This is a genomic window from Treponema endosymbiont of Eucomonympha sp., assembly GCF_001028545.1.
The window spans coordinates 1-853 of the sequence record NZ_BBPW01000263.1 but is presented as its reverse complement, the minus strand read 5'-3'; the positions used below and the strand labels follow the sequence as shown (position 1 = coordinate 853).

Below are 853 nucleotides of genomic sequence, written 5' to 3'. Positions count from 1 at the left end.
TTTTTGCGTCCTGCCCAGTTGCCTGCCTATACGCCCGCCGAGAGCGGCTCACTGCTTGCAGAAAAACAGCGCCTTCTCCGCGAACCTAGACCTGTAAGAGAGAAACCATATACCGCGCCCGAATATGGGCGCAAGCAGCCTAAACCGACAGGGCGAATAAGCCGCCCAGACCCATAAAAACGGATAGTACCTACCGTGCCTATCGAGCAAGCCTGCCGAAGGGCAAAACAGGCAGCCGCCGCGCGAAGCGAGCGGACAAGGGCTTTGCAAGAAGAGGCAGGGAGACGAACCCGCCTAGCGGTTTATCAAGGGAGCGGTGCGAAGGAGCGGCGGCTGCCGCTCCTTTTTTTATGCCCTGCCCAGTTGCCTGCCTATACGCCCGCCGAGGGCTTCCGCCCAGTTGCCTGCCGAGCGGGCTAACCGGCGTTTCCGGCTGACGCCCGCCGACTATCAAAACGACCCGGAAGAAGGCAAAGTCTTTTATGACAGATTAAAAACCTTTTGCAACGCCGACGCTATATCAACGGTCTTGGATAGCATTAGGAGTAATTCCGAAAAGGTCGCATTTAGCAGAAGTTTGACCGAGCTTGAAGACAGCCTTGTTATGTGGAACAGTTCATACGGTCATAAAGGAAAAGGCGTTGCGGTCGGCATAGCAAAGCAAAAAACCAACAAAGGCTTCGGCATAGATTCACTCTCTAGGTAGTGTGGACTTAAAGGTAGAGGAACAAACACCTGACATGAATGGCGGCGATGAAGGAAGCGGTGAGCTTTGCATAGCGCGTAGCAATTCCCCGCCAGCGCTTGAGGGCGCGAAAGACGTTTTCAATGACGTGCCGTGCCCGATACAGCT

At 54.9% G+C, this 853-nt stretch carries 2 protein-coding genes; one reads left to right on the top strand and one right to left on the bottom strand.

From position 1 onward, the window contains the following. The first annotated feature begins 400 nt into the window (after positions 1-400). Entirely contained in the window at positions 401-706 is a 306-nt protein-coding gene (locus tag AWU74_RS06420; protein ID WP_062328613.1) for a hypothetical protein, read from the top strand. A gap of 7 nt (positions 707-713) precedes the next feature. On the opposite strand, the gene AWU74_RS10655 is transcribed toward AWU74_RS06420, so the two are convergent. Beyond that, a partial coding sequence (locus AWU74_RS10655) for a transposase (RefSeq protein ID WP_162504948.1) occupies positions 714-853 on the bottom strand: 140 nt, incomplete at its 5' end.